Annotated in this window: 19 protein-coding genes; 16 read left to right on the forward strand and 3 right to left on the reverse strand. The window is 71.9% G+C overall.

The genetic code is table 11. The features are described from left to right. Positions 1-98 precede the first annotated feature (98 nt). Positions 99-473 (reverse strand): helix-turn-helix domain-containing protein, encoded by a 375-nt coding sequence (locus AB0K36_RS32970; RefSeq protein ID WP_159685091.1) that lies wholly within the window; start codon positions 471-473, stop codon positions 99-101. Beyond that, positions 470-718: a hypothetical protein gene (locus AB0K36_RS32975; RefSeq protein ID WP_189475030.1), complete on the reverse strand. Its 249-nt coding sequence runs from the start codon at positions 716-718 to the stop codon at positions 470-472. The genes AB0K36_RS32970 and AB0K36_RS32975 overlap by 4 nt, the downstream gene beginning before the upstream one ends. 178 nt (positions 719-896) lie before the next feature. Here AB0K36_RS32975 and AB0K36_RS32980 point away from each other — a divergent pair, with 178 nt between their 5' ends. The 16 genes from AB0K36_RS32980 to AB0K36_RS33055 all read left to right on the forward strand — a co-directional run bounded on the left by AB0K36_RS32980 (position 897) and on the right by AB0K36_RS33055 (position 18338). After that, positions 897-1982, forward strand: coding sequence for a lytic transglycosylase domain-containing protein (locus tag AB0K36_RS32980; RefSeq protein WP_364601226.1), 1086 nt, complete (start codon positions 897-899; stop codon positions 1980-1982). 54 nt (positions 1983-2036) lie between these two features. After that, a complete protein-coding gene (locus tag AB0K36_RS32985; RefSeq protein ID WP_364601228.1) occupies positions 2037-3101 on the forward strand; it encodes a sigma-70 family RNA polymerase sigma factor in 1065 nt (354 codons plus the stop codon). Between the two features lie 418 nt (positions 3102-3519). Next, positions 3520-4479: an ABC transporter ATP-binding protein gene (locus AB0K36_RS32990; RefSeq protein WP_364601230.1), complete on the forward strand. Its 960-nt coding sequence runs from the start codon at positions 3520-3522 to the stop codon at positions 4477-4479. Continuing rightward, positions 4476-5246: an MlaE family ABC transporter permease gene (locus AB0K36_RS32995; protein WP_189474837.1), complete on the forward strand. Its 771-nt coding sequence runs from the start codon at positions 4476-4478 to the stop codon at positions 5244-5246. The genes AB0K36_RS32990 and AB0K36_RS32995 overlap by 4 nt, the downstream gene beginning before the upstream one ends. A 3-nt stretch (positions 5247-5249) precedes the next feature. Beyond that, positions 5250-6068 carry an MlaE family ABC transporter permease gene (locus tag AB0K36_RS33000; protein WP_189474839.1) on the forward strand — a complete coding sequence of 273 codons (819 nt, stop codon included), beginning with the start codon at positions 5250-5252 and terminating at the stop codon, positions 6066-6068. A 6-nt stretch (positions 6069-6074) separates the two neighbouring features. Continuing rightward, complete coding sequence (locus AB0K36_RS33005; protein ID WP_364601233.1) at positions 6075-7343, forward strand: MCE family protein; 1269 nt, start codon at positions 6075-6077, stop codon at positions 7341-7343. Then, positions 7340-8377, forward strand: coding sequence for an MCE family protein (locus tag AB0K36_RS33010; RefSeq protein WP_364601235.1), 1038 nt, complete (start codon positions 7340-7342; stop codon positions 8375-8377). Before AB0K36_RS33005 ends, AB0K36_RS33010 begins: the two co-directional genes overlap by 4 nt. Next, complete coding sequence (locus AB0K36_RS33015; protein ID WP_364601237.1) at positions 8374-9375, forward strand: MCE family protein; 1002 nt, start codon at positions 8374-8376, stop codon at positions 9373-9375. The genes AB0K36_RS33010 and AB0K36_RS33015 overlap by 4 nt, the downstream gene beginning before the upstream one ends. Further along, positions 9372-10529, forward strand: a complete 1158-nt coding sequence (locus AB0K36_RS33020; protein ID WP_364601239.1) for an MCE family protein — start codon at positions 9372-9374, stop codon at positions 10527-10529. Before AB0K36_RS33015 ends, AB0K36_RS33020 begins: the two co-directional genes overlap by 4 nt. Then, entirely contained in the window at positions 10526-11821 is a 1296-nt protein-coding gene (locus tag AB0K36_RS33025; RefSeq protein ID WP_364601240.1) for an MCE family protein, read from the forward strand. Before AB0K36_RS33020 ends, AB0K36_RS33025 begins: the two co-directional genes overlap by 4 nt. Next, a complete protein-coding gene (locus tag AB0K36_RS33030; RefSeq protein WP_364601242.1) occupies positions 11818-13089 on the forward strand; it encodes an MCE family protein in 1272 nt (423 codons plus the stop codon). The genes AB0K36_RS33025 and AB0K36_RS33030 overlap by 4 nt, the downstream gene beginning before the upstream one ends. Then, complete coding sequence (locus tag AB0K36_RS33035) at positions 13062-13640, forward strand: Rv1363c family protein (RefSeq protein ID WP_364601244.1); 579 nt, start codon at positions 13062-13064, stop codon at positions 13638-13640. Before AB0K36_RS33030 ends, AB0K36_RS33035 begins: the two co-directional genes overlap by 28 nt. Before the next feature lie 58 nt (positions 13641-13698). Further along, on the forward strand, positions 13699-14472 hold the full coding sequence (locus tag AB0K36_RS33040; protein WP_364601246.1) for an Rv1363c family protein: 774 nt from the start codon (positions 13699-13701) through the stop codon (positions 14470-14472). A gap of 201 nt (positions 14473-14673) precedes the next feature. After that, the gene (locus tag AB0K36_RS33045; protein WP_364601248.1) at positions 14674-15513 is read left to right on the forward strand and encodes a TIM barrel protein; all 840 of its coding nucleotides are present in this window, start codon (positions 14674-14676) and stop codon (positions 15511-15513) included. A 34-nt stretch (positions 15514-15547) separates the two neighbouring features. Beyond that, the gene (locus tag AB0K36_RS33050; protein WP_364601249.1) at positions 15548-16438 is read left to right on the forward strand and encodes a 2-hydroxy-3-oxopropionate reductase; all 891 of its coding nucleotides are present in this window, start codon (positions 15548-15550) and stop codon (positions 16436-16438) included. Between the two features lie 442 nt (positions 16439-16880). Beyond that, positions 16881-18338, forward strand: coding sequence for a catalase (locus AB0K36_RS33055; RefSeq protein WP_364601251.1), 1458 nt, complete (start codon positions 16881-16883; stop codon positions 18336-18338). 690 nt (positions 18339-19028) lie between these two features. Here AB0K36_RS33055 and AB0K36_RS33060 read toward each other — a convergent pair. Beyond that, on the reverse strand, positions 19029-19607 hold the full coding sequence (locus AB0K36_RS33060) for a YdeI/OmpD-associated family protein (protein ID WP_364601253.1): 579 nt from the start codon (positions 19605-19607) through the stop codon (positions 19029-19031). Positions 19608-19737 lie beyond the last annotated feature (130 nt).

Below are 19737 nucleotides of genomic sequence, written 5' to 3' on the forward strand. Positions count from 1 at the left end.
GGGGGACCCTGTGGGAGAGTAGGACGCCGCCGAACAATCATTGTGGGAAAGCCCCGCACCTCTGGGGGGCGGACGTCCCCGAGGCCGACGGACCGGCGTCAGCCGTCCGACGGGCTCTTCTCACGGTTCAGGTAGTTGTAGACGGTGAAGCGGCTGACGCCGAGCGCGCCGGCCACCGTCTCCACGCCGTGCCGGACGGAGAACGCGCCGCGCGCCTCCAGCGTCCTGACGATCGACTGCTTGGTCCTGCGGTCGAGTTCGGCGAGCGGCCGGCCGTGCTGCCGCTCCAGCGCCGCGAGGATGTGGTCCAGCGAGTCCGCCAGCTGCGGAAGGCGGACCGCCAGGACCTCCTCGCCCTCCCAGCTGAGTACGACGTCGTCCTCCGCTGCCTCGCCGGGCTCGATCAACACCCCGCCCATGGCATCGACGAGGGGCTTCACCGCTTGGGCGAGCGCGTGGTCGAGCGCCGTCATTCCTGGCCCTCCACCACGTTGACCTGGAGGGAGACCCGGGTCGCGCCGTTCTCCAGCGCCTTGCGCAGCAACGCGTCGACGGCGCCGAGCACCTGCTCAGCGCCGCCCTCCGCGGTGTTGCCGAACGGTCCGACGTCCACCGCGTCCAGATCCGCGCCCTGCACGACCTCGCGCACCGCCACGGCGTGCGGCGGCGGCTCGTCCAGGTCGAACGGCTCCGTCGTGAACTCCACTCTCAGTCGCACCATGCCTCCACGTTAGGGCCTGTCCCATAGGCCTTGACCCGCTCCCCCTTCACCGGTGCCGGACGAGAACACGCGTCGCGGCGCGACGGACCGGCGGCGGTCCCGCGTAGAGCAGACGACGAGAGCCACGCCGGTCCCGGTTCCGTCCGGACCGGTGGCACAGGGAGGGGTCTGCATCATGACAGGACGCGTAGGCAGAGGTGTCAAGGCGACGGCGGCCGCCGCCATGGCGGTCGCGGCGCTCACCGCCTCGCAGGGGCCCGGGACCGCCGTCCCGGCCGGGCAGCGGCAGCCGTTGCCGGCGGGTGGGACCGTCTCCGGCGACAGCGCGTACCGCACCGAGCTGCCGCCGCTGCGCACACCGGGCCCGGCGGACGTCCGGACGCCGGGAGTCTTCACCGCACCGGCGGCCGGGGCGCTCCCTGCGACCGTCTTCGCCGCCTACCGGGCCGCAGAGGCCGCGATCGCGCACAGCGCCCCGGGCTGCGGCCTTCGGCTGCAACTGCTCGCCGCGATCGGCCAGGTCGAGTCCGGGCAGGCGCGCGGCGGACGTGTCCTCGCCGACGGCACGTCGCTCTCCCCGATCCTCGGCCCGCGGCTGGACGGCGACGGCTTCGCGCTGATCAGGGACACCGACGGCGGGGCGTACGACGGGGACACGGTGTACGACCGAGCCGTGGGGCCCATGCAGTTCATCCCCTCCACCTGGGCGCACTGGGGCGCCGACGGCAACGGCGACGGCCGTGCCGACCCGGGGAACATCTTCGACGCGGCGCTCGCGGCCGGGCGGTACCTGTGTGCGGGAGGGCGGGACCTGACGGAGAGGACGGGCCTGGAGCGCGCGATCCTCGGCTACAACCACTCCGCGGCGTACCTGCGGACGGTGCTGGCCTGGTACGCGTACTACCTCGGTGGCCACCGGGTGGTGCCGGACGACCGCGGCCCTTCCGCCAGGCCCGCCCGGTCCGTCCCGGCCGCTCCTGAGCCGCGGCGCACCCGTGGGCCGCGCCCCTCGGCGGCCCCCTCACCCACGACGGCACCGGCCGCGACCCGGCCGGCCGCCCGGCCTTCCGCCTCGCCCTCACCGCACCCGAGCGGCACCGCGCCGGCCGGCGGCCCCGAACCGGCGGACCCGTTGCCGCCCCTCCCCACCGCGCTGCTGCCCGGCGACGGCCTGCTGCCCGGCGGCTCCGGCGGACTGACCAGCAACGGAACGGACTCGATGGACGCAGGCCCCTCCACAATTCCGGATACCGGGCGGTAATGTCGCCACCCGCCGGGCAGGGACGCGACCGGCGGTGTGAGCGAAGGGGCCCTCATGGCTACGGACATGCAGCATGCCCAGCCCGACGGGCCGGGCGGGGAGTCCAAGGAACGCTGGCAGCGTGCCTGGAGCCATCGCGAGGACCTGCTCAAGGTGGCCCGCCGCCGGTCGGTGAGCGCCGAGGACGCCGAGGACGCCGTGCACGAGGCGATGCTGCGGGCCGCGGAGCACCCGGACCTCGACGACGAGCGGCTGGGCGCCTGGCTGACGACGGTGACCATGCGGCTGTGCGTGGACCGCCACCGTCAGGTCCACCGCGAGGCGCAGGTACGCAGCAGCCCGAGGCTGCACCCCCCGGGCCCGGTCCCCGTCGAGGAGGCGGTCTGCGACCGGGCGGAGGCGAACTGGCTCGCGGTACGCAGCTCGGAACTGCCCGCACGGCAGGCCGAGGCCCTCTGGCTGAAGGCGGAGGACCTGGACGTCGGGCAGGTGGCCACGAAGATGGGCCTGAGCTACCGCACCGTCGAGTCCTTGCTGGCCCGCGCCCGCCGCACGCTGCGCAACTCGCTGGCCGCGACCCTCGGGCTGGTGCTGTGGCTGTGCGGCCGGGGCAGGCCGGGCAGCGGGGGCAACGCCCAGGCGGTGGCGCTCGCCTCGACGGCGGTGACGCTCGCGGTCGCCGGCCTGGTCCTGCCGTACGTCCACGACGGCGACGCCCCCCGGCCGAGCCCGGTGCCGCCGGCGGTGACGGAGGCGGCCGGGTCCGGGGCACCGGAACCCGGCCGTACGGGTGCGCCGGCCGTTCCGTCGACCGCGCCCACGCACGGCCCGCCGGTCGGGGCCCGCCCGGCCGGCGAGCGGGGCCTGCCCCTGCCGGAACTCCCGGCCGTGCCGCTGCCGGCGCTGCCCCTGTCGACGCCACCGGTGTCGGGGCTGCCGGTGCCGGAGGCGGAGGACCTGGTGTCGTTGCTGCCACCGGTGCCGTCGGCGTCGGTGCCGGCCGAGGCGCCGTCGGTTCCGGCCGTGCCGTCCTCGGTCCCGGCTGTGCCGGCCCCGTCGACGTCGGTCCCGACCGCGCCGGTCCCGCCGGCCGTGCCGGCCCTTCCGGCACAGCCGTAGCCGCTGCGCGGGGCCCTTTCCCCACCCCGCCCGCCCCTTCCCGCTGTACCGATGTGCGGCTCCCCCGCGTGGGGCTCCGCCCGGACCGCCACCGCGCTCCGCGCGGTGTTTCGGGGGCTCCGGCCCCCGCACCCCCGCGCCTCAATCGCCGGCGGGGCTGACAAAGCCAGCCCGCCCGGCGCTTGAGGGCACCGCGCGAAGCGCGGTACGCCGCCCGCGGGGCGGTACGGGTCCGGGCGGAGCCCCCGGATACGGGAAGGGGCGGGGAGGGGAACGGGCCCGCCGCAGGCGGTATCCGCACCCGCCCCGACACCCCCACGCAACCCCGCCGAAAAAAACTTCACCCCGTCGCGACGGACGCCCCTCCCCTCCCCGTAGAGCAGGTGTCGGACCGCTCCACGGCTGAAGGGTGTACGGGATGGGTGTCGAGATCTGCGTGGAAGGGCTCACCAAGTCCTTCGGGCGCCAGGTCATCTGGCAGGACGTCTCCCTGACGCTGCCCGCCGGGGAGGTCTCCGTCATGCTGGGGCCCTCCGGGACCGGCAAGTCGGTGTTCCTGAAGACGCTCGTGGGGCTGCTGCGGCCGGAGCGCGGGTCGATCCGCATCGCCGGGCAGGACATCACGACGCTGCGGGAGCACGAGCTCTACGAGGTCCGGAAGCTGTTCGGCGTGCTGTTCCAGGACGGCGCGCTGTTCGGTTCGATGAACCTCTACGACAACATCGCCTTCCCGCTGCGCGAGCACACCCGCAAGCCGGAGGGCGAGATCCGCCGGATCGTGCTCGAGAAGATGGACATGGTCGGCCTGATCGGCGCCGAGGACAAGCTGCCCGGCGAGATCTCCGGCGGTATGCGCAAGCGGGCCGGTCTGGCGCGGGCCCTGGTGCTCGACCCGGAGATCATCCTGTTCGACGAGCCGGACTCGGGTCTCGATCCGGTCCGCGTCGCGTATCTCAACCAGCTGATCGTCGATCTCAACGCGCAGATCGACGCCACGTTCCTCATCGTCACCCACGACATCGCCTCCGCCCGCCAGGTCCCGGACAACATCGGGCTGCTGTTCCGCCGCGAGCTGGTGATGTTCGGCCCGCGGGAGCAGTTGCTGACCAGCGAGGAGCCCGTGGTGCGGCAGTTCCTGGGCGGGCGGATGCAGGGGCCGATCGGCATGGCGGAGGAGAAGGACGCCGCCCAGGTCGAGCAGGAGCTCGCGCAGCTCGGTGAGGCGGCGGACGCCGCCGTGCCGGACGTCCTCGAGCTGACGCCGCGGCTGCTGCCGACCGAGGGCATCGAACGGCCGCCGCGCTGGGCGGAGATCGCGGACCGGGAGGCGCTGCGGCGGCTGCGGGCGTCGGTGCGCGGAAGGGCGGGCGACGCATGAGCCTGTCACCCACCGGGGCGCTGCGGCAGTCGGGCAGCCTGTTCGCCATGGGGCTGGACGTGCTGCGCACGGTCCCCAAGCGGCCTTTCCAGGTCAGGGAGTTCATCCAGCAGGCGTGGTTCGTCGCGAGTGTGACGATCCTGCCGACGGCGCTGGTGTCGATCCCGTTCGGAGCGGTGATCGCGTTGCAGATCGGCTCTCTGACGAGGCAGCTGGGCGCGCAGTCGTTCTCGGGGGCGGCTTCGGTCCTCGCGGTGCTGCGGGAGGCGTCGCCGATCGTGACCGCGCTGCTGATCGCGGGCGCGGGCGGCACGGCGATCTGCGCGGATCTCGGAGCGCGGAAGATCCGCGAGGAGATCGACGCGATGCAGGTGCTGGGCATCGACCCGATCCACCGGCTGGTCGTGCCGCGGGTGCTGGCCACGATGCTGGTGGCGGTGCTGCTCAACGGCCTCGTCTCGGTGGTCGGGGTGGCCGGCGGCTACTTCTTCAACGTGGTGCTGCAGAACGGCACCCCGGGCGCCTATCTGGCCTCGTTCACCACGCTCGCCCAGCTCTCCGACCTGTGGGCGGCGGAGCTCAAGGCCCTGGTGTTCGGGGCGATCGCGGCGATCGTCGCCTCGTACAAGGGGCTGACCGCGAAGGGCGGCCCGAAGGGGGTCGGCGACGCGGTGAACCAGTCGGTGGTCATCACCTTCATGTTGCTGTTCGTGACGAACTTCGTGATGACCGCCGTGTATTTCCAGATCGTTCCGCAGAGGGGCTGAGCGATGCCGCTGATGAATCGTCTGCTGCCGCCGCAGCTCGAGGAGCTGGGCAGGCAACTGGTCTTCTACGGCCGTTCCCTGGCCTGGACCGGCCGGACGCTGCGCCGCTACAAGAAGGAGGTCCTGCGGCTGCTCGCGGAGGTGAGCTTCGGGCGCGGCGCGCTCGCCGTCGTCGGCGGGACCGTCGGGGTGATCGCGTTCCTGTCGTTCTTCACCGGCACCGAGGTCGGCCTCCAGGGCTACGCGGCACTCAACCAGCTCGGCACGTCGAACTTCGTGGCGTTCCTCTCCGCGTACTTCAACACCCGGGAGATCGCGCCGCTGGTGGCGGGACTGGCGCTGTCCGCGACGGTCGGCGCCGGGTTCACCGCGCAACTGGGCGCGATGCGGATCAGCGAGGAGACCGACGCGCTGGAGGTGATGGGCGTCCCGTCGCTGCCGTTCCTGGTGACGACGCGGATGATCGCCGGGTTCGTCGCGGTGATCCCGCTGTACGTGGTGGGGCTGCTGTCCTCGTACTTCGCCGCCCGCACGATCACCACCGGCTACTACGGGCAGTCGGCCGGCACCTACGACCACTACTTCGAGCAGTACCTGCCGCCGGTCGACGTCCTGTGGTCCTTCGGCAAGGTGATCGTCTTCGCCGTCGTGATCATCCTGGTGCACTGCTACTACGGCTACTACGCGAGCGGCGGCCCGGCCGGTGTGGGAGTTGCCGTGGGCCGCGCCGTGCGTACCTCGATCGTGGCGATCAACATTCTCGACTTCTTCCTCAGCCTGGCGATCTGGGGCGCCAACACGACCGTACGGATAGCGGGGTAGGGGCCGATGAGCATGAAGGGAAGCGCCGCGGCGCACGCCGGGCGGCTGCGGCTGTACGGGCTGGTGTTCCTCGCCGTCATCGCGCTGCTGCTGTCTCTGTCGGTGGCCACGTACCAGCAGGTGTTCACCTCGGTCGTGCGCATCACGCTGGAGGCGGACACGCTGGGCAACCAGCTCGACCCGCGGGCCGACGTCAAGCTGCGCGGCCTGCTCGTCGGCGAGGTGCGCGGGGTGCGGGCCGACGGGGAGAAGGCGACGCTCGACATCGCGCTGAAGCCGGAGCACGTGTCGCGCATCCCGGCCGATGTGCACGCCAGGCTGCTGCCGAAGACGCTGTTCGGCGAGAAGTTCGTCGACCTGGTGGTGCCCGGCGGCTCCTCGGGACGGCACATCCGGGCCGGGGACGTCATCACCCAGGACCGCACCCGGGCCGGCATCGAGGTGCAGCATCTGATGAACGACCTGCTGCCGCTGCTGCGCACCGTGCGGCCCGCGGAGCTCAACGCCACGCTGCACGCGTTCGCCACCGCACTGGAGGGGCGTGGCGACCGCATCGGTGACAACCTCGTACGGCTGGAGCGCTATCTGCGTGAACTCAACCCCCATATGCCCTCCCTTCAGGAGGACATCTCCCGCTTCGCCGATGTCGCAGAGGTCTACGGCGACGCGGCACCGGACCTGATGAACATCCTGCGCGACTCGGTCACCACGAGCCGCACGATCGTGGCGAAGCGCGAGCAGCTGGCCGCCGCCCTCACGGGAACGGCGAAGGTCGCCGGCACGGCGGAGAAGTTCTTCGACGACAACGGCGAGCGGCTGATCACCCTGGGCCGTGTCTCCCGGCCGACCCTCGACCTCTTCGCCCGCTACTCGCCCGAGTACCCGTGTCTGCTGGACGGCCTCGAGCGCCAGAGCAGGGAGTCCGAGAAGGCGTTCGCGGGCGGCGAGATGCGCATCACCCTCGAATTCGTCCACCCGCGACCCGCGTACCGACCCGGTGAGGAACCGCGCTATGCCGAGCGCTCAGGCCCCGACTGCAGAGGTATCCCCGGCCCTTCCGTGCCGGCGGGACACACCAAGCTCGACGACGGGACGAAGGACGTCGCCGCCGGCGGCCCGCCCGGACCCGGCCAGGTCTCCGGGACGGCGGCCGAACAGCGGGCCGTGGGCTCGCTGGTCGCACCGGTCCTCGGGGTGCCCGCCGACCGGGTTCCCGCCGTGGCGACGCTGCTGTTCGGACCCATGGCACGCGGGACGGCGGTGAGTGTGGCATGAAGGCGTCACGAGCCACCGCGACCGCGGCACCGCTGGTCAAGTTCCTTCTCTTCGCCGCGGTGACGATCCTGGCGACGACGCTGCTCGCGGCGACGATCGTCAACCTCTCCTTCGCCCCGGAGCACACCTACCGTGCGGTGTTCAGCGATGTCACCAGCCTGGAGGAGGGCGACGACATCCGCGTCGCGGGAGTGCGGGTCGGCGAGGTCGAGGCCATCCGGATCAAGGACCGCACGCTGGCCGAGGTGACGTTCACCGTCACCCGCGACCGGCCGCTGCTGACCAGCACCGGAGCGGTCATCCGCTACCGGAGCCTGGTGGGCCAGCGTTACGTCGCCCTGACGGAGGGCGTGGGCGACGGCACCCGGCTGAAGCCCGGCGCCACGATCCCGCTGGCCCGGACCCAGCCGGCGCTCGACCTGAACGCGCTGCTCGGCGGCTTCAAGCCGCTGTTCGCCGCGCTCAGCCCGAAGGACGTCAACCAGCTCGCCACCGAGATCATCAAGACGCTGCAGGGCGAGGGCGGAACGGTCAACAGCCTGCTCGCGCACACCGCGTCCCTGACCACGACCCTCGCCGACCGGGACGAGCTGATCGGGTCGGTGATCGACAACCTCAACACCACGCTGCAGACCCTCGACAAGCGCGGCGCCCGGTTCTCCGGGCTGCTGAAACAACTTCAACGGCTGATCTCCGGCCTGTCCGCCGACCGCAAGCCGATCGGCACCTCGCTGGAGAACATCGGCGCGCTGACCGAGGCGACCTCCGGTCTGCTCGAGGACGCCCGGCCGCCGCTCAAGGACGACCTCGCGGAGCTGACCGACCTCACCAAGACGCTGAACGACAACGAGAAGACCGTGGAGGGCGTGCTGAAGCGGCTGCCGAACAAGCTCGACAAGCTGACGGGGACCGCCTCGTACGGTTCCTGGTTCAACTTCTACCTCTGTGACTTCGACGGCCGGATCGTGCTGCCGAAGACCCGAGAGGTGATCACTCCGGAGCTGCACGTGGCGCGGGCGAGGTGCGGCGGATGAAGATACGTCTCCTCCCCCGTACACCGTTCCGTGACCGCAACCCCGTGGTGATCGGAGCGGTAGGCATCACCACGCTCGCGCTGCTGATGACCGCCGCGTTCAACGCCGACAGCCTGCCGGTGATCGGCAACGGCGAGACCTACAGCGCGGCCTTCTCGGAGGCCGGCGGGCTCAAGCCGGGCGACGAGGTGCGCATCGCGGGGGTCAAGGTCGGCAAGGTCGACGAGGTCGACCTCGACGGCGACCATGTGAAGGTCACCTTCAAGGTCAAGGGCGAGCCGGAGTTCGGCACGAGGACCGGCGCGGCCATCCGGATCAAGACGATCCTGGGCGCGAAGTACCTGGCCCTCCGGCCGAAGGGGTCCGGACAGCTGCCGCCGGGCAGCGAGATCCCGCTGGAGCGCACCACCCCGGCGTACGACGTCGTCCAGGCCTTCAGCGATCTGACGACCACGAGCGAGAAGGTCGACACCGAGCAACTGTCGAAGGCCCTGGACACCATCTCGACGACCTTCGAGGACTCGCCGGAGGAGGTCCGCGCCTCGATCAAGGGCCTGTCGAGGATCTCGAAGACGGTGGCCTCGCGTGACGAGGACCTCCGCGAGCTGCTGAAGCACGCCAACTCGGTCACCAAGGTGCTCTCCGAGCGCTCCGGCGAGTTCACCACCCTGGTCAAGGACGGCGACGCGCTCTTCAAGGAGATCACGCGGCGCCGGGCGGCGATCCACGCGCTGCTCAAGAGCTCGGCCGCGCTCGGCATCCAGCTCTCCGGCCTGGTCGCGGACAACGAGAAGGAGATCGGCCCGGCACTGAGAGGGCTGAACCAGGTGGTGCGGATGCTGGAACGCAACCAGGCGAGCCTCGACCGCAGCGTCGCGCTGCTCGCCCCTTATGTGCGGGTCTTCACCAACACCCTCGGCAACGGCCGCTGGTTCGACAGCTACATCCAGAACATGGTCGCCGCTCCGGTGGTCCCCCGGACAGGAGGCTCGCGATGAAGGGCCGTATCCGCTTCGACCCGAAGGGCCGTACGGCCCGGCTGACGGCCTTCGCCGCCGTCGCGGCGCTGCTGGTCTGCGCCGCGGTCGTGCTGTGGCCGCGCGAGGAACCGGTCCGCGTCACCGCGTACTTCCCGCGCACCGTGGGCATCTACCCGGGCTCCGACGTTCGGGTGCTCGGCGTACGCGTCGGTGAGGTCACCGAGATCGTCCCCGAGGGCGGCCGGGTGCGCGTGGAGCTCGAGTACGAGCCGGGGCGCAAGATCCCCGCGGACGCCCAGGCCGCCGTCATCAACTCCTCGGTGGTCAGCGACCGTTACGTACAGATGCTGCCGGTGTACCGGGGCGGGCCCGTGATGCGCGACGGCGCGGTGATCCCGCAGAGCCGCACGGCCGTGCCGGTGGAGCTGGACCGGGTCTTCGACAGCCTGCACACGACGGCCGAGGCGCTCGGTCCGAAGGGCGCCAACAAGGACGGCTCGCTCGCGCGGCTGCTGGGGGTGAGTGCCGCCCATCTCGACGGCCAGGGCGAGCAGATGCACCGGACGGTGGAGGACCTGTCCCTCGCGGTCACCACGCTGTCGGACGGCCGGGACGACCTGTTCGGGACCGTACGCAATCTTCAGGTGTTCACCGCGGCGCTCGCCGCCGACGACAAGAGCGTGCGGTCGTTCAACGACAGTCTCGCCGCGGTCGCCGCCCAACTCGCCGGGGAGCGCAAGGACCTCGCGGCCGCGCTCAAGCATCTGGGGGTGGCGCTCGGCGACGTCTCGAGGTTCGTGAAGAACAACAAGAAGGCGCTGACCGAGGACGTGAAGGGACTCAGCAAGGTCACCAAGGTGCTGGTCACCCAGCGGGCGGCGCTGGCGGAGCTGCTGGAGGTCGCGCCCACCGGCCTGTCGAACCTCCAGAACGCCTACAACCCCTCCTCCGGCACCCTCGACACCCGCAACAACCCCGACCACCCGCAGGACCCGGCGGCGCTGCTGTGTTCGCTGCTGAGGACCACCGGTGACGCCGGAGGCGAGAACCCCGACTGCGCGGAGCTGGAGAAGCTGTTCGACTCGCTGCCCGAGATGCCGCACGCCGGCACGGTGCCGGGCACCGGCCAGGTCGACCGGACGCTCGGCGGAATCCTGGAGGCACGCGCATGAGGGCGCCCCGCAGGCACCGGGCCGTGGCCCTGGCCACCGTCATGGGATCCGTGCTGCTCACGGGCTGCGAGTTCAACGGCCTGTACGACGTGGACCTGCCCGGCGGCGCGGCCGCCGACGGCAACGCCTACCACGTGACGGCCGACTTCAGGGACGTCCTGGACCTGGTCCCGCAGTCGGCGGTGAAGGTCGACAACGTCACCGTGGGCGCGGTCGAGAAGGTGGAACTGGTCGGCTGGCACGCCCGGGTACGCCTGCGCATCGCGGACGACGTGACGTTGCCCGGCAACGCGATCGCCGAGCTGCGGCAGACCAGCATGCTCGGTGAGAAGTACGTGGCCCTGTCCCCGCCGGTCGGCGTCGAGGCCACCGGGCGGCTCACCGACGGCGCGCGCATCCCGCTGTCGCGCACCGGGCGCAACCCGGAGATCGAGGAGGTGCTCTCCGCCCTTTCCGCGCTGCTGAACGGCGGCGGTGTGGCGCAGCTCAAGACGATCACCGTGGAGCTGAACAAGGCGCTGGAGGGCCGGGAGAACCGGGTCAAGGACCTGCTCGGTGAGCTGGACACGTTCATCGGTGGACTCGACAAGCAGCGCAAGGAGATCGTCCGGGCGCTCAAGGGCGTCGACCGGCTGGCGAAGCGGCTGGCCGCGGAGAAGAAGACGATCGCGCAGGCCGTGGACACGGTGCCCGGCGCGCTGAAGGTCCTGGCCGATCAGCGCCGCGATCTGACGGCGATGCTGACGTCGCTCTCCGAGCTCGGGAAGACGGGCACGAAGGTGATCAACACTTCGCGCGCGGACACGGTGGCCGACCTCAAGAGCCTGCAGCCGATCCTGCGGCAGCTGAACAAGGCCGGCAGCGATCTCCCCAATTCCCTGGAGCTCCTGACGACCTATCCGTTCCCCAGGAACGTGACCGGCGCCATCAAGGGCGACTACGTCAACCTCAAGATCACCGCGGATCTGGACCTGGCCGGCGTCTACGGCAACCTCGCGGAGGAACCGCCCCGACCCGGCGGCCCGGAGCAACCCGAGCTGCCGGAGGTTCCCGGCACGCCCGACCTTCCCGGGGTGCCCGGCCTGCCCCGAGCGCCTCTGCCGACCGCGCCCCCGGAGGTCCCCGGCGCACCGGCGCCGGGCGCTTCCCCGCCCTCCGGCGGCGACGGACCGCTGTGTCCGCCCGTGTGCACCGGCAGCCAGGTCGCCCACGGGGACGGCGACGGACGCCGGCTGCCCGCGGGGATCGACCTGGCACTGGCCGAACTGATGCTGAAGGGGATGCAGCCGTGATCACACGTACGGTCAGGGCCCAGCTGATCGCCTTCGCCGCGGTCACCGCGGTGGGGTGCTCCTACGTCGGCGCCCGCTACACGGGCCTGGTGGACGGGCTGCTGGACCGCGGATACACGGTACGGGCCGACTTCGCCGACTCCGGCGGCATCTTCCAGGGCGCCGAAGTCACCTACCGGGGCGTGCCGGTGGGCCGGGTCGGGGAGCTTCGGCTCGCCGGCACGGACGGTGTCTCCGTGGCGCTGGACATCGAGGACGGGACCCGGATCCCGGCGGACACGCTGGCCGTGGTGGCGAACCGATCCGCCGTCGGCGAGCAGTACGTCGACCTCCAGCCGCGCCGCTCCGGCGGCCCGTATCTGGACGAGGGCAGCGAGATCCCCCGGGCGGACACCAGGGTCCCGCTGCCCACGACGGCGCTCGTCCTCAGCCTGGACCGGCTGGTCAACTCGGTCGGCAAGGACGACCTGCGGGTCACGGTCGACGAACTCGGCAAGGCGTTCGCCGGCACCGGGCCGCATCTGAGCAGGCTGGTGGACTCCGGAAACCTGCTGGTCGAGTCGGCCTCGAAGAACCTTCCCGAGACGACCTCGCTCATCGAGGACTCGCGGGTGGTGCTGAAGACCCAGAGCGACAAGGGGTCGGCGATCACGTCGTTCTCCCGCGACCTGGCCGCGCTGACCGCGGAACTGAAGGCACGCGACGGCGATCTGAGGCGGCTGGTGGGCAACACCGCCCCGGCGGCGCAGGAGGTCGACTCGCTCCTGAAGTCCAACGAGACCCACCTGCCGGTGCTGCTCTCCAACCTGATCAGCGGCGGCCAGGTCACCGTGGCGCGCCTGCCCGGTGTGGAGCAGGCGCTGGTGACGTTCCCGGTGATCGTCGCCGGCAGCTACACCGTGATCCCCGGCGACGGGACCACCCACTTCGGCATGGTCGTGAACGCCGACGACCCGCCGCCGTGCCGCCAGGGCTACGGCACCCAGCGGCGCGACCCGGCGGACACCTCGGAGAGGCCCGCCAACCATGAGGCGCGCTGCACCGAGCCCCGTGGCAGCGGTACCTCCGTGCGCGGCGCCCAGAACGCGCCGGGCCCGTCGGGGTCAGGCGGCGCACGGCAGGCGGCACACGTCACCCCGTACGACCCGGAGACCGGCACCCTCGCCGGGCCGGGCGGCACGCTCCTCGAGATCGGCTCGACGGGCGGAGAACAGAGCACGTTCGGAAAGGACTCGTGGCAATGGCTGCTCGTGGGACCGATGGCATGAGCGCGGGCGGTGTCCTCACGCGCCCGGTGATTCCGCTGCGGCGGCTCGGCGGCAGGCTCGCCACCGCGGCGGGGCGCGGCAGGGCGACGGCGGTGACGCTGGCCGTGGCGACCGTCGCCGTGACGGCTCTCAGCGGCTGGCTGTGTCTCCAGGTGTACGACCAGCGGACGGAGGCCCGCCGCCACCAGGACATCCTGGCCGCCGCCCGCCAGTCAGCGTTGAACTTCACGTCGCTGGACCACCGGCACTACGAGCGGGACAGCGCGAACGTGCTGAAGGGCGCGACCGGCGACTTCAAGAAGCAGTTCGCCGCGCAGACGGGCGAGTTGACCAAGCTGGTCGCCGCCAACAGGTCCGTCTCCGAGGGGCAGGTGCTCGAGGCGGGCATAGCGCGGGCCGACGAGCGCTCGGCACGGGTGCTGGTCGTCGCCGACAGCAAGGTGACGAACAAGGCCGCGCCGGAAGGGCAGTCCCGTACCTACCGGCTGCAACTCGACCTCGTGCTCGAGAAGGGCCGCTGGCTGACGTCCGATGTCGAGTTCGTCGGCTGACCCTGCGGGCGGCGGCCCCGAAAGCACATCCGTACCAGCATCAGTGAGGAGCAAGACCGTGGCGAACCCGACCATCCGGGGCCGTGGCTCCACCTCTCCCGGCCGTCGCGCCATGTCGGCGGCCGCGCGTGCGGCCGCCAAGCGGTCGGACCGCGTCCGGCCGGACCCCGCCGGTTCCCCCGTGCTCGACGCACCGCGCGCGCCGGCTCCCCGGCGGCTCGAGGCCCCCGACGACGCGTCGCAGGCCCGGCGGGACGAGAACCAACAGGTGGGGCCCGTCGTACTGGCGGAGGAGAGCGCGGCGCTCCCGCCGGAGCGCCGCCGGCGCCGACGGCGGGTGCGGCTCTGCGCCCTGCTGGCCGTCCTGTTGGTCCTCGGACTGGCCGCGGTGGGCGTGCTGGGGTGGGAGTACGCCGAGGGGCGGCGTACCGACGCGGCCCGGACCGAGGCGGTCGCGGCGGCGCGGAAGGCGGCGCCGGTGGTGCTGTCGTACGACCACCGCAGGCTGGAGGCGGACTTCGCCGCGGCGCGCGGCCATCTGACCGGCGCCTTCGAGGAGGAGTACGGCCGGACCACGAGCAAGGTGGTGGGGCCCACCGCGAAGAAGTACCGCGGCGTCGTCAAGGCGAGCGTGGTCGCGCCCCCGGACGGCGGCGCGCCGGCCGCCTCAGTGGTGTCCGTGTCCCCCGACCGGGCCGTGGTGCTGCTGTTCGTCAACCAGGTCACCACCAGTACACAGGTCACCGGTTCGCGGGTCGATCTGAACCGGGTCCGGATGACGATGACGCGTACGTCCGGCGGCTGGAAGGTGAGCGCCGTCGACGCGCTCTGAGGACCACACCCAGGACGCGGGGGACGCCCCCGACCCCCGCACGCCTCCCGAGCAGGGACGGAAGAAGGCCTGACCCGCCTTCCGACGGCCCGCTCGGGAGGCGCTTTTTTGTGGTCGCTCTTGACAGCCGTCACCCCGCCCGGAGATTATTCCGTCAGACAGAAAGAAACTTCCGCAATACGGAAGGGGCGCACAAACCCCATGGGATACAGCGACCACCGCTACGACGTGAACCTCTCGATCCTCTTCACGGAACTCCCGCTGCTGGAGCGCCCGGCGGCCGCCGCCGCGGCCGGCTTCACCGCGGTCGAGCTGTGGTGGCCGTGGATCGAGACCCCCACCCCGCCGCAGGCCGAGCTCGGCGCCCTGAAGAAGGCACTCGACGACGCCGGCACCCAGCTGGTGGGACTGAACTTCTACGCCGGGCAGCTGCCCGGCCCCGACCGCGGCGCGCTCTCCGTGCCCGGCGACGAGTCCGACCGCTTCCGCGCCAACATCGAGGTGGCGGCCGACTTCGCGGCGTCCGTGGGCTGCAAGGCCCTCAACGCCCTCTACGGCAACCGCGTCGACGGCACCGACGCGCAGGTCCAGGACACCCTCGCCCTGGAGAACCTGGTGCTCGCCGCCCGCGCCGCCGACCGCGTCGGGGCGATCCTGCTGGTCGAGACGCTCAACAAGCCCGAGTCGCCGCTGTACCCGCTGGTCAGCGCCCCGGCGGCGATCGAGGTGATCGACAAGGTCAACGCCGCGACCGGTCTCGGCAATGCCAAGTTCCTCCTGGACATCTACCACCTGTCCATGAACGGCGAGGACGTCGCCCGGGTCATCGAGGAGTACACCGACAAGACCGGCCACGTCCAGATCGCCGACAACCCGGGCCGCGGCGCCCCCGGCACCGGCTCGCTCCCGCTGGAGCAGCTCCTCGACGACCTCAAGAAGGCCGGTTACGAGGGCTGGGTCGGCCTGGAGTACAAGGCCGGCGACCGCCCGAGCGCGGACTCCTTCGACTGGCTGCCGGCCGCGGCGCGCGCCGCCCGCTGACTTTCCTTACACGCTTTTCAGAGAGGTACCCGCGATGAGCACTCTTCCCAAGATCGCATGGATCGGCCTCGGCATCATGGGCTCCCCCATGTCCGAGAACCTGCTGAAGGCGGGCTACTCCGTCACCGGCTACACCCTCGAGCAGGACAAGCTGGACCGCCTCGCGGCGGCGGGCGGCACGGCCGCCGGCTCGATCGCCGAGACCGTGAAGGACGCCGACGTCGTCATCACCATGGTCCCGGCCTCCCCGCAGGTCGAGGCCATCGCCTACGGCCCCGACGGCATCCTGGAGAACGCCCGCCAGGGCGCGCTGCTGATCGACATGTCCTCGATCACCCCGCAGACCTCCGTCGACCTGGCGAAGACCGCGGCCGCCAAGGGCATCCGCGTGCTCGACGCCCCCGTCTCCGGCGGAGAGGCCGGCGCGATCGAGGCCGTGCTCTCGATCATGGTGGGCGGCGAGCAGGCCGACTTCGACACCGCCAGGCCGATCCTGGAAGCCCTCGGCAGGACCATCGTGCTCTGCGGTCCGCACGGCTCCGGCCAGACGGTGAAGGCCGCCAACCAGCTGATCGTCGCCGTCAACATCCAGGCGTGCGCGGAGGCCGTGGTCTTCCTGGAGAAGTCCGGCGTGAACCTCTCGGCGGCGCTCGACGTGCTCAACGGCGGACTGGCCGGCTCGACCGTCCTGACCCGCAAGAAGGACAACTTCCTGAACCGGGACTTCAAGCCCGGCTTCCGGATCGACCTGCACCACAAGGACATGGGCATCGTCACCGACGCCGCCCGCAACGTCGGCGCCGCGCTGCCCGTCGGCGCGGTCGTGGCCCAGCTGGTCGCGTCGCTGCGCGCCCAGGGCGACGGCGGCCTGGACCACTCGGCCCTGCTGCGCGCGGTGGAGCGTCTCTCGGGCTCGCAGGCCTGAGCACGCCCCTACCCGGCCGACCCCGGGGGTGACGGCCGGCCCATGACGGGCCGGCCCGCCCCGGGCGGCGGCCCACCCCATGGGCGGCCCCCGCCGGGCCGTGACCGGCCCGCATCGAGCGACCCCCGTGCTCGCCGCATCCGGCCCTACCAGGCCGACCCCGGGCGGCGGCCCACCCCGTGATCAGCCCCCACCGGACAGCGACCATCCAGGGCCCCTGCCCAGGCTGAGCGCGACCGGGTCACAGGAGGGCCTGCCCAGGCTGACCACGGCCCCACGAACTTCCGGTCGGTGTCGGCGCTGACACCTGTCCTGTCGCGCCCAGGCGTCGGCACCGACCGGAACCCCTCCCTTCGTTTTCAACAAACTGTTGACGTTTCGTTCGGCTCGTATTTACGCTCCTCGAACCGTCCCCAGTGCAGCTCCCGTACGGAAGGTCACGATGTCGAAGCGCGTGCTTACGACCGAGTCCGGCGCCCCCGTCGCCGACAACCAGAACTCAACCACCGCCGGCGTCGGTGGCCCCATCCTCCTCCAGGACCAGCACCTGCTGGAGAAGCTCGCGCGCTTCAACCGTGAGCGCATCCCGGAGCGCGTGGTGCACGCCCGCGGCTCCGGCGCGTACGGGTACTTCGAGGTGACCGACGACGTCACCGGCTACACGAAGGCGGACTTCCTCTCCCAGGTCGGCAAGCGCACGGAGACGTTCCTGCGCTTCTCCACCGTCGCCGACTCCCTCGGCGGCGCGGACGCGGTCCGCGACCCCCGCGGCTTCGCCGTGAAGTTCTACACCGAAGAGGGCAACTACGACCTCGTCGGCAACAACACCCCGGTGTTCTTCATCAAGGACCCGATCAAGTTCCCCGACTTCATCCACTCCCAGAAGCGCGACCCGTTCACGGGCCGTCAGGAGCCGGACAACGTGTGGGACTTCTGGGCGCACGCCCCCGAGGCGACGCACCAGGTGACCTGGCTGATGGGTGACCGCGGCATCCCCGCCTCGTACCGCCACATGAACGGCTACGGCTCCCACACCTACCAGTGGACCAACGAGGCGGGCGAGGCCTTCTTCGTGAAGTACCACTTCAAGACCAACCAGGGCGTGCGTTCGCTCTCCTCCGAGCAGGCCGCCGAACTGGTCGGCAAGGACGCCAACTCGCACCAGACGGACCTGCTCCAGGCCATCGAGCGCGGGGTGAACCCCTCCTGGACGCTGTACGTGCAGGTCATGCCGGCGGCGGAGGCGGCCGACTACCGCTTCAACCCGTTCGACCTCACCAAGGTGTGGCCGCACGCCGACTACCCGCTGCAGCGGGTCGGCCGCCTGGTCCTCGACCGCAACCCGGACAACGTCTTCGCGGAGGTCGAACAGGCCGCGTTCTCCCCGAACAACTTCGTCCCCGGCATCGGTCCTTCGCCGGACAAGATGCTCCAGGGCCGGCTGTTCGCCTACGCCGACGCCCACCGCTACCGCCTCGGCGTCAACCACACCCAGCTGCCGGTGAACGCGCCGAAGGCGACGGTCGCGGACAACTACGGCCGTGACGGCCTGATGGCGACCCGCAACGGCTCGCGCCACGACAAGAACTACGAGCCCAACTCCTACTCCGGGCCCGCCCAGACGGACGCGGCACTCTCCGCCCCGCTCGCCGTCCACGGCTGGACCGGCACCCACGAGGCGCCCGCGCACACGAAGGACGACGACTTCTTCCAGGCGGGCGAGCTGTACCGGCTGATGTCGGAGGAGGAGAAGGGCCGGCTCGTGGCCAACATCGCGGGCGGCCTCTCCCAGGTCACGCGCGACGACGTCATCGAGAAGAACCTGGCCCACTTCCACGCCGCCGACCCCGAGTACGGCAAGCGCGTGGAGGAGGCGGTCCGCGCCCTGCGCGAGGACTGACAGCGAGCCCGCGCCCGGGGACCGACGGGAGGTCGACCCCTGGGCGTGAGCCCGCGGCACGAACCCGGATGAGGGGTGGTGCGTGCGGCGGGCTGAAGCGAGGACCGCGGCGGCGTGCGATGCCAGTGCGGTGGTGAAGGCTCCCGAAGGCGTTCTGACCTGAAGAACGCGCTCCGGTCGGCCGATCGCCCCGCCGCGGTCCCCTCTTCCCCCTTCCCCGGACTCCGCCCGGCGGCGCGAACACGCCGCCCTCGCGGCTTCCGGCGGCTGCCCCGGACTCCGTCCGGCGGCCCCACAAAGACCCCGCCCGGCGGCGCGAACGTCCTGTCGCGCCAGCCTCGCACCGTCGGGCGGTACCAACTTCACAGACAGGGTGCACGGTCCGGTACGGTCCCGTGCCGCGCGCCCGAGATCAGGGTCCGGCCATCGCACAGCGGCCGGGCCCTGGTCCACGTTCCGGTCCAGCGCCCCGGGTCGTCCGAGGCCCGCGTTCCGGTTCACGCAACGGCCTGTGGCCGGCATGGCAGGTCAGCGCACCGGGCCGGCACGGCGGTCAGCGAGCCCGCCCCGCAGCCCGCCACGGCGGGCCAGCGCGGCCCGCCGTAGACCGGCGCGGCGGTCACCGAACCGGACCCGCAGGCCGGACACATCGCGTCAGCGCACCAGGCCCGGAGGCGCCGGCGCGGCGGGTCAGCGCACCGGGCCGTCGGAGGTCAGCGTGGCGAGCGTCCGCTCCAGGCGGGCCTTGCGGGTGCGGTCGGTCCGGGCCTTCAGCAGGCCGAGGACGATCTGGTACCGCTCCGTCCTGCCGAGGCTCTCGAACGCCTCCCGCGCCCGCGGGTTCTCGCGCAGGGCGGCCGTCAGGTCCGGCGGCACCTCGGCGTCGCGCTGCGACGCGTACGCGGCCTCCCAGCGGCCGTCCGCCTCGGCGGCGGCGACCTCCGCGAGCCCCGCCTCGCGCATCCGGCCCGCGGCCGTCAGCTCCTCGACCCGTTTGACGTTCACCTGCGACCATGTGCTGCGCGGCCGGCGGGGGGTGATCTTCTGCAGGTAGCGGACGTCGTCGCGGGAGCGCCGAAGGCCCGTGATCCAGCCGTAGCAGAGCGCCGCGTCGTTGACGTCGCCCGCGCTCGGCGAGGGCACCCCCGAACCCTTCTTCGCGAGCTCCACCCACAGCCCCGGCGCGGTCCCGTGGTGCTCCTCCAGCCATGCCTCGAGCTCCGGCAGGCCCGCGAAGGCGAGCAGCGGAAGTCCGTCCAGCGTTTCCATGGGCCCACGCTAGCGTGGGCCCATGCCGGAAGGGGCCCGGGCCGGGGGGGGGGGCCGGGGCCGTCGGGGGGGGTGGGGGGGGTGGGGCCATGAGCGGGCCGTTGGGGGGGGGGGGGGGTGCCGGCGCGGG

Source organism: Streptomyces kurssanovii, from assembly GCF_040677245.1.
GTDB classification, from domain to species: Bacteria; Actinomycetota; Actinomycetes; order Streptomycetales; family Streptomycetaceae; genus Streptomyces; species Streptomyces kurssanovii.

Coding starts and splice junctions, on each gene's coding strand:
- AB0K36_RS32970 (WP_159685091.1), bottom strand. CDS start 473: ATGACGGCGCTCGACCACGCGCTCGCCCAAGCGGTGAAGCCCCTCGTC.
- AB0K36_RS32980 (WP_364601226.1), top strand. CDS start 897: ATGACAGGACGCGTAGGCAGAGGTGTCAAGGCGACGGCGGCCGCCGCC.
- AB0K36_RS32985 (WP_364601228.1), top strand. CDS start 2,037: ATGGCTACGGACATGCAGCATGCCCAGCCCGACGGGCCGGGCGGGGAG.
- AB0K36_RS32990 (WP_364601230.1), top strand. CDS start 3,520: ATGGGTGTCGAGATCTGCGTGGAAGGGCTCACCAAGTCCTTCGGGCGC.
- AB0K36_RS32995 (WP_189474837.1), top strand. CDS start 4,476: ATGAGCCTGTCACCCACCGGGGCGCTGCGGCAGTCGGGCAGCCTGTTC.
- AB0K36_RS33000 (WP_189474839.1), top strand. CDS start 5,250: ATGCCGCTGATGAATCGTCTGCTGCCGCCGCAGCTCGAGGAGCTGGGC.
- AB0K36_RS33005 (WP_364601233.1), top strand. CDS start 6,075: ATGAGCATGAAGGGAAGCGCCGCGGCGCACGCCGGGCGGCTGCGGCTG.
- AB0K36_RS33010 (WP_364601235.1), top strand. CDS start 7,340: ATGAAGGCGTCACGAGCCACCGCGACCGCGGCACCGCTGGTCAAGTTC.
- AB0K36_RS33015 (WP_364601237.1), top strand. CDS start 8,374: ATGAAGATACGTCTCCTCCCCCGTACACCGTTCCGTGACCGCAACCCC.
- AB0K36_RS33020 (WP_364601239.1), top strand. CDS start 9,372: ATGAAGGGCCGTATCCGCTTCGACCCGAAGGGCCGTACGGCCCGGCTG.
- AB0K36_RS33025 (WP_364601240.1), top strand. CDS start 10,526: ATGAGGGCGCCCCGCAGGCACCGGGCCGTGGCCCTGGCCACCGTCATG.
- AB0K36_RS33035 (WP_364601244.1), top strand. CDS start 13,062: ATGGCTGCTCGTGGGACCGATGGCATGAGCGCGGGCGGTGTCCTCACG.
- AB0K36_RS33045 (WP_364601248.1), top strand. CDS start 14,674: ATGGGATACAGCGACCACCGCTACGACGTGAACCTCTCGATCCTCTTC.
- AB0K36_RS33050 (WP_364601249.1), top strand. CDS start 15,548: ATGAGCACTCTTCCCAAGATCGCATGGATCGGCCTCGGCATCATGGGC.
- AB0K36_RS33055 (WP_364601251.1), top strand. CDS start 16,881: ATGTCGAAGCGCGTGCTTACGACCGAGTCCGGCGCCCCCGTCGCCGAC.
- AB0K36_RS33060 (WP_364601253.1), bottom strand. CDS start 19,607: ATGGAAACGCTGGACGGACTTCCGCTGCTCGCCTTCGCGGGCCTGCCG.